Below are 7851 nucleotides of genomic sequence, written 5' to 3'. Positions count from 1 at the left end.
CGTTGCCGGCGGGGCTTTCGATACGGAGCGAAGTCTTCGTCGCCGCGCTTACAGCTTCTGCTGCTGCATGAAGCGGTCGAAGGTGCCTTCGGTGTAGCGGAACCAGGCGTTCTGGTCGGCCAGGAATTTGGACCAGTCGCCGTAGATCTTCTTCCACTCGGGGTTGGAGTTGTTGAGGTCCGAGTAGACCTGCTGGGCCGACTTGAAGGCCGCGTTCATCACGTCCTGCGAGAACGGGCGCAGCTTGGTGCCCGAGCCCACGAGCTGCTTGAGCGCGATCGGGTTCTTGGCGTCGTACTTGGCCGTCATCGTGATGTTGGCGTGCGCGGCGGCCGCCTCGACGATCGCCTTGTAGTCGGCCGACAGGCCTTCCCAGGCCTTGGTGTTGATGTAGAAGTCGAGCTCGGGGCCGCCTTCCCACCAGCCGGGGTAGTAGTAGAACGGGGCGATCTTGTTGAAGCCCAGCTTCTGGTCGTCGTACGGGCCGACCCACTCGAGGCCGTCCAGCGTGCCCTTTTCGAGCGCGGGGTAGAGGTCGGCGCCGGGGATCGATTGCGGGATCACGCCGAAGGGCTCGAGCACCTTGCCCGCGAACGGGTTGGTGCGGAACTTCAGGCCCTTGAGGTCGGCGACCGACTTGATTTCCTTGCGGAACCAGCCGCCCATCTGCGCGCCAGTGTTGCCGCCGGGCAGGTTGATGATGTTGTACTTGGCGTAGAAGGCGCGCATCAGCTTCAGGCCGTTGCCTTCGTACATCCAGGCGTTCTGCTGGCGGGTGTTCATGCCAAAGGGCACCGAGCAGCCGAGGCAGAAGGTCGGGTCCTTGCCGTAGAAGTAGTACGGCGCCGTGTGGGCCATTTCGACCGAGGCGTTCTGCACGCCGTCGACCACGCCGAACGCGGGCATCAGCTCGCCGCCGGCATGCACCGAGATCTGGAACTTGCCGCCCGTCATGTCGCTGACGCTCTTCGCGAACACCTCGGCGGTGCCGAAGATGGTGTCCAGCGACTTGGGAAAGCTCGACGCCAGGCGCCAGCGGACGGTGGCCTGCGCATGAACGGCAGGCGCGATGCCGGCAGCCAGGACGCCAGCGATGCCGGCGTTTTTGATGAGGGAACGACGATCCATGGATAGCTCTCCGAATACTTGGAAAAAACGACGCACGGCTTGTGACCGCTGGGGACTCTTGTAGAAGCCCGGGCGATTGTAAAAACGCGCTTACAGCGACCGGCGGGGGTTTACCCTGCGCTGCAGCAATACGGCGGATGCGCGCCACGCCATCGCCACGGCCCGCGAGCAGGCCCGCGGCGAGCCCGGCAAGGCCCCCGGCAAGCCCGAATTCGGACGAGGCATAAAATGTTAATCCGCCTTACACACACCTCCGATACGGCATCCGACATGAGACTCTCCCATTCCTTCAAGCCCGCGCTGCTCGCCTTCGCCGCAGCCACCGCCTTCGGCGCCCAAGCCGCCGACATCAAGATCGGCGTCGCCGCCGCGCTGTCCGGCGGTGCCGCCCAGTACGGCGCCGCGATCCGCAACGGCTTCCAGCTCGCGGCCGACGAGATCAATGCCGCCGGCGGCATCAACGGCGACAAGATCGTCCTCGCCATCGAGGACGAGCAGGGCAAGAAGGAAGACGCCATCAACGTCTTCAAGAAACTGATCTTCCAGGACAAGGTCCTGATGACCTTCGGCCCCACGCTGTCGAACTCGGCCCAGGCCGCCGACCCGATCGCCCAGGCCGCCAAGACGGTGGCCTTCGGCACCTCGAACACCGCCGACGGCATCACCTCGATCGGCGACTACGTGTTCCGCAACTCGGTGACCGAGGCCGACGTGCTGCCCGAGACCCTGCGCGTGGCGATCAAGCACGCCAACGTGAAGAAGGTCGCCGTGCTCTACGGCAACGACGACGTGTTCACCAAGAGCGGCTACGACAACTTCAAGAAGGCCCTCGAGGACCTGAAGCTGCCCGTGACCACCACCGAGACCTTCGCCAAGGGCGACGTGGACTTCAAGGCCCAGCTGACCAAGATCAAGGCCAGCAACCCCGACGCCATCGTGCTGTCGGCCCTGCTGGCCGAGGGCGCGCCGATCATGGTGCAGGCCCGCCAGCTCGGCCTGAACGTGCCGGTCATCGGCGGCAACGGCATGAACTCGACCAAGATCTTCGACCTGGCCAAGGGCAGCTCGGACAACCTCTACGTCGGCAGCCCCTGGTCGGCCAGCAACGCCACGCCCGAGAACACCAAGTTCCAGAAGGCCTACAACGACAAGTTCAAGGTCGCGCCCGACCAGTTCGCGGCCCAGGCCTACGACGGCCTGTACGTGGTGGCGCAGGCGCTCAAGGGCGTGAAGCTGTCGGGCAACCTGCCGGCCGACCGCACCGCCCTGCGCGACGCGCTGCCCAACGTGAAGTGGACCGGCGCCACCGGCGCCTTCACCTTCGCGCGCGCCAAGGACAAGGCCGGCAAGCCCGCCGGCTACGACGCGCAACAGACGGCCATCGTGAGCGTGACGCGCGGCACGCAGTTCGTGATCGAGAAGTAAGCAAGGGGCGGCACCCTCGCCGTTCGCGGCGGGCCGCGCGGCCCGCCTTGCCTTTTGCACCCGGCGCAGGACGACCCACTGCGCCCTTCGTTCTTCCTGTTTTGATTCGCCGCGGCGCCCTTCGGCCGCGGCCCGACGAAAGCCCATCGTGCTCGATCAGCAGCTTGTCAACGCCCTGTCGCTGGGGTGCGTCTACGCACTCTTCGCGCTGGGCTTCACACTCATCTTCGGCGTGCTCGGCGTCATCAACCTCTCGCATGGCGCGGTGTTCATGGTGGGCGCCTACGCGGCCGCCGAGTTCATGCGCCTGACCAGCCTGCCCCTGTGGGCCGGCCTGCCCTTCGCGTTCGTGCTGTGCGGCGTGCTGGGCCTCTTGATCGACGTGCTGGTGCTCAAGCCGCTGCGCAAGCGCGACGCGCCCCACCTGATCCCGATGATCGCCACCATCGGCGTGGCCATCATCCTGAACAACGGCGTGCAGGGCATCTTCGGCGCGGAGAACCTGCGCTTCCCGTCCGGCACCATCCCCGACGACGCGCTGGTGCTCGCGGGCATCCACGTCACGGCGCTCGAGCTCGGCATCATCATCGCGTCCTTCGCGCTGATGGCGGTGCTGCTGCTGTCGCTGCAGCGCACGCAGCTCGGCCGCGCGCTGCGCGCCATCGCCGAATCGCCCAAGGCCGCCTACCTCGTGGGCGTGAACGTCGAGGGCCTGTTCTACCTGACCTCCTTCGTGGCCGCCGGCCTGGGCGGCGTGGCCGGCGTGCTGATCGGCCTGTACTCGAACGCGCTGTTCCCGCTGATGGGCCAGCCGATGCTCGAGAAGGGCATCGCCGTGATCATCCTCGGCGGCATGGGCGACATCCGCGGCGCGCTGCTCGGCGGCCTGTTCCTCGGCTTCGCCGAGGTGCTGTCGGTAGCCTACGTGGGCTCCACCATGCGCGACGCGGTGGCCTTCGGCCTTCTGTTCCTGGTGCTGCTGGTGCGTCCCAAGGGCCTGTTCGGCTCGCTCAAGGAGCGCAAGGTCTGACCATGGAAGCGCTCGACAACTTCTGGTCGGTCTACAGCAACCTGGTGCTCTCGCTGGGCATCAACGGCCTGCTGGCGCTCTCGATCTGGCTCACCCTGGCCTGCGGCATGCTGGCCCTGGCCAACGCGGCCTTCATGGGCATCGGCGCCTACGCGGCCTCGATCCTCACGCTCAACTACGGCGTGCCGTTCCCGGTCGCCATCGCGGCCGGCATGGCCGCGCCGGCACTGGTGGCCTTCGCCATCGGCAAGCCCACGCTGCGCCTGTCGGGCGTGTACCTGGCGATGGCCACGCTGGCCTTCGGCGAGGTGGTGCGCATCGCCGTGCTCAACGCCGAGTCGCTCACGGGCGGCGCCCTGGGCCTCAACGGCATCCCGCAGTCGACCGAGTGGTGGCACGTGGCGCTCGCGCTGGTGCTGGTGCTGCTGGTGCTGTGGCGCATCCGCCGCTCGAAGGTGGGCCGCGCCTTCGAGGCCATCAAGGAGGACGAGACCGCCGCCGGCCTGATGGGCATCGACGTGGCGGGCCACAAGATGCTGGCCTTCGTGCTCGGCGGCGCGATCGCCGGCCTGGCCGGCACGCTGAACGCGCACCTGACCTTCTTCATCGGCCCGTCCGAGTACGGCTTCAACCGCGCGGTCGACATCCTCACGATGGCGATCCTCGGCGGCATCGGCGGCCTCACCGGCCCGGTGCTCGGCGGCACCATCCTCACGCTGCTGCCCGAGATGCTGCGCGGCCTGGGCGCCTTCCGCCTCGTGGTCAACGGCTTCATCCTGGTGCTGATCGTGCTGTTCCTGCCCAAGGGCATCTGGGACCCGGCGCGCATCCGCCAGTGGTTCGGCCGCAAGGGGAGCACGGCATGAGCCAACCCCTGCTGAGATTGAAGAACGTGTCGCGCCATTTCGGCGGACTCAAGGTGCTGCAGGACGTGAACCTCGAGATTCCGCAGGGCGGCATCTTCGGGCTCATCGGACCGAACGGCGCCGGCAAGACCACGGTGTTCAACCTGATCACCGGCCTGCTGCCGACCACCAGCGGCAGCATCCATTTCGAGGGCCGCGACCTGGCGGGCCGCAAGCCCTTCCAGATCACGCGCGGCGGCATCGCGCGCACCTTCCAGAACATCCGCGTCTTCAAGGAGATGTCGCTGCTGGAGAACGTGATCGTCGGCATGGATTCGAAGCTGCGCTACGGCCCGATGGGCCTGCTCGCGGGCTCGGGCCTGTTCCGCGGCGAGGAGAAGCGCGCCCGCGAGCGCGCGCACGAACTGCTGGGCTGGGTGCGCCTGGATCACAAGGCGCACGACATCGCCGACAACCTCTCGTACGGCGAGCAGCGCAAGTTGGAGCTGGCGCGCGCGCTGGCCACCGAGCCCAAGCTGCTGCTGCTCGACGAGCCGGTCGCCGGCATGAACAGCACCGAGAAGAGCGAGCTGATGGTCGAGATCGAGAACATCGCGGCGCGCGGCTTCACGGTCTTCATGATCGAGCACGACATGCGCTTCGTGATGGGCCTGTGCCAGCAGATCGCGGTGCTGAACTTCGGGCGCATCATCGCGCGCGGCGGCCCCGAGCAGATCCGCAACGACCCGCAGGTGATCGAGGCCTACCTCGGCCGCGAGGACGACGAAGCCACCAACGAACCGGAGGCCGCGGCATGAGCGCACTCAGCAAACAACCCCTGCTGCAGGTGCAGGGCCTGAAGGTTTCCTTCGGCCATGTGCAGGCCGTCAAGGGCATCGACTTCGAACTGCACGAAGGACAGATCACCACGCTGGTCGGCGCCAACGGCGCCGGCAAGTCGACCACGCTGCTGGCGCTGTCGGGCCTGGTGAAGAAGACCGCCGGGCGCGTCGTGTTCGCGGGCCAGGACATCTCCGCGCTCGCGCCGCACAGGATCGTGGCCGGCGGCGTGGTGCAGGTGGCCGAGGGCCGCGCCACGCTGACCACGCTGACGGTGCGCGAGAACCTCGAGCTCGGCGCCTACACGCGGCGCGACGGCGCGGCCGCGCGCACGGCCGACCTGGAGCGCATCTACGCCCTGTTCCCGGTGCTCAAGGACCGCGCCGACGGCCTGGCCGGCAACCTCTCGGGCGGCGAGCAGCAGATGCTGGCGATCGGCCGCGCCCTGATGGCGAAGCCGCGCGTGCTGCTGCTGGACGAGCCCTCGATGGGCCTGGCGCCGATCATCGTGCAGGACATCTTCCGCACGCTGCGCGAGATCAACCGCCAGGGCCTGACGATCTTCCTGGTGGAGCAGAACGTGCGCCAGGCACTGAAGATCGCGGACCGGGCCTATGTGATCGAGACCGGCAGCATCGTGCTGTCGGGCAGCGGTCGCGACCTGCTCGGCGATCCGAAGGTGCAGGAAGCCTACCTGGGCAGCTGATTCAGCCGGCGGCGCGGCCGAAGCGCTGCGCGATCGACTGCTCGATGCCCGCCGCATCGAGCCCGATCGAGGCCAGCAGCTTGGCCGGGTCGCCGTGCTCGATGAAGCGGTCGGGCAGGCCCAGCTGCAGCACCGGCACCTGCACGCCCGCGGCCTGCAGCGCCTCGAGCACCGCGCTGCCCGCGCCGCCCATCAACGCGCCTTCCTCGAGCGTGACCAGCGCCTCGTGCGAGCGCGCCACCTCGAGCAGCAGTTCCACGTCGAGCGGCTTGGCCCAGCGCATGTTGGCGACCGTGGCGTCGAGCGCCTCGGCGGCCGTGAGCGCCGGATACAGCAGCGTGCCGAAGGCCAGGATGGCGATGCGCTTGCCCTGGCGGCGCAGCTCGCCCTTGCCGAAGGGCAGGCCGTCGAGCGCGAGGTGCGGCTCGACGCCGGCACCCGCGCCGCGCGGATAGCGCACGGCCACCGGGTGGTCCTGCTCGTAGGCGGTGGTCAAAAGCTGCCGCGTCTCGCGCTCGTCGGCGGGACAGGCGATGCTCATGTTCGGGATGCAACGCAGGAACGGGATGTCGTAGGCACCCGCGTGCGTGGCGCCGTCGGCGCCCACCAGGCCCGCGCGGTCGAGCGCGAACACCACCGGCAGGTTCTGGATCGCGACGTCGTGCACCAGTTGGTCGTAGCCGCGCTGCAGGAAGGTCGAGTAGATCGCCACCACCGGCTTCAGGCCCTCGCAGGCCAGGCCCGCGGCGAAGGTCACGGCATGCTGCTCGGCGATGCCGACGTCGTAGTAGCGGTCGGGAAAGCGCTGCTCGAACTCGACCAGCCCCGAGCCCTCGCGCATCGCGGGCGTGATGCCGACCAGCCGGCCGTCCTTGGCCGCCGTGTCGCACAGCCACTGGCCGAAGATCTGCGTGAAGGTCTTCTTGGGCGCCGACGCGGGCTTGACCAGGCCGACCTGCGGATCGAACTTGCCGGGGCCGTGGTAGGCCACGGGATCGGCCTCGGCCAGCTTGTAGCCCTGGCCCTTCTTGGTCACCACGTGCAGGAACTGCGGGCCCTCGAGATGCTTGAGGTTCTCGAGCGTGGGCACCAGCGAGTCGATGTCGTGGCCGTCGATCGGGCCCACGTAGTTGAAGCCGAACTGCTCGAACAGCGTGGCCGGCACCACCATGCCCTTGGCATGCTGCTCGAAGCGCTTGGCCAGCTCGAACAGCGGCGGCGCGGCGCGCAGCACGCTCTTGCCCACGTTCTTGGCGGCGGCGTAGAAGTTGCCGCTCATCAACTGCGCCAGGTAGCGGTTGAGCGCGCCCACCGGCGGGCTGATCGACATGTCGTTGTCGTTGAGGATCACGATCAGCCGGCAGTCGCACACGCCCGCGTTGTTGAGCGCCTCGAAGGCCATGCCGGCCGTGAGCGCGCCGTCGCCGATGATGGCCACGGTGAAGCGGTCCTCGCCCTTCTGCTTGGCGGCCATGGCCATACCGAGCGCGGCCGAGATGCTGGTCGACGAGTGCGCGGTGCCGAAGGTGTCGTACTCGCTCTCGCTGCGCTGCGGAAAGCCCGAGATGCCGCCGAGCTGGCGCAGGGTGGGCATGCGTTCGCGCCGACCCGTGAGGATCTTGTGCGGATAGGTCTGGTGGCCCACGTCCCACACCAGCCGGTCGTGCGGCGTGTTGAACACGTGGTGCAGCGCGACCGTGAGCTCCACCGTGCCGAGGTTCGAGCTCAGGTGGCCACCGGTGCGCGAGACGTTGTCGAGCACGCAGGCGCGCACCTCGTCGGACAGCTGCTTGAGCTGGGCCCGGTCGTACTGGCGGATGGGGGACGGATCGTGGAGCGTGGGGAGCAGCGGAGCGGCCATGGATCGTGGTGTTCGT

Annotated in this window: 7 protein-coding genes; 5 read left to right on the top strand and 2 right to left on the bottom strand. The window is 68.1% G+C overall.

The window, feature by feature from the left end; genetic code table 11:
• Positions 1 to 48 precede the first annotated feature (48 nt).
• Complete coding sequence (locus AC27VN_RS05330; RefSeq protein WP_208508799.1) at positions 49 to 1128, bottom strand: TRAP transporter substrate-binding protein; 1080 nt, start codon at positions 1126 to 1128, stop codon at positions 49 to 51.
• A gap of 270 nt (positions 1129 to 1398) precedes the next feature.
• Here AC27VN_RS05330 and AC27VN_RS05325 point away from each other — a divergent pair, with 270 nt between their 5' ends.
• The 5 genes from AC27VN_RS05325 to AC27VN_RS05305 all read left to right on the top strand — a co-directional run bounded on the left by AC27VN_RS05325 (position 1399) and on the right by AC27VN_RS05305 (position 5974).
• Positions 1399 to 2553, top strand: coding sequence for an ABC transporter substrate-binding protein (locus AC27VN_RS05325; protein ID WP_203205021.1), 1155 nt, complete (start codon positions 1399 to 1401; stop codon positions 2551 to 2553).
• A 148-nt stretch (positions 2554 to 2701) separates the two neighbouring features.
• Positions 2702 to 3583: a branched-chain amino acid ABC transporter permease gene (locus AC27VN_RS05320; RefSeq protein WP_490875890.1), complete on the top strand. Its 882-nt coding sequence runs from the start codon at positions 2702 to 2704 to the stop codon at positions 3581 to 3583.
• A gap of 2 nt (positions 3584 to 3585) precedes the next feature.
• A complete protein-coding gene (locus tag AC27VN_RS05315) occupies positions 3586 to 4449 on the top strand; it encodes a branched-chain amino acid ABC transporter permease (RefSeq protein WP_208508801.1) in 864 nt (287 codons plus the stop codon).
• 8 nt (positions 4450 to 4457) lie between these two features.
• On the top strand, positions 4458 to 5246 hold the full coding sequence (locus tag AC27VN_RS05310; RefSeq protein WP_490875891.1) for an ABC transporter ATP-binding protein: 789 nt from the start codon (positions 4458 to 4460) through the stop codon (positions 5244 to 5246).
• Complete coding sequence (locus AC27VN_RS05305; protein WP_203205018.1) at positions 5243 to 5974, top strand: ABC transporter ATP-binding protein; 732 nt, start codon at positions 5243 to 5245, stop codon at positions 5972 to 5974. The genes AC27VN_RS05310 and AC27VN_RS05305 overlap by 4 nt, the downstream gene beginning before the upstream one ends.
• Before the next feature lies 1 nt (position 5975).
• Here AC27VN_RS05305 and dxs read toward each other — a convergent pair whose 3' ends face one another.
• Complete coding sequence (dxs, locus tag AC27VN_RS05300; RefSeq protein WP_490875889.1) at positions 5976 to 7835, bottom strand: 1-deoxy-D-xylulose-5-phosphate synthase; 1860 nt, start codon at positions 7833 to 7835, stop codon at positions 5976 to 5978.
• Positions 7836 to 7851: the final 16 nt, after the last annotated feature.

It is taken from the genome of Variovorax sp. 20P10.2.4, from assembly GCF_058244205.1.
Note: the sequence above shows the minus strand (reverse complement) of the source record. Positions and strands in the feature narration are given on the sequence as shown.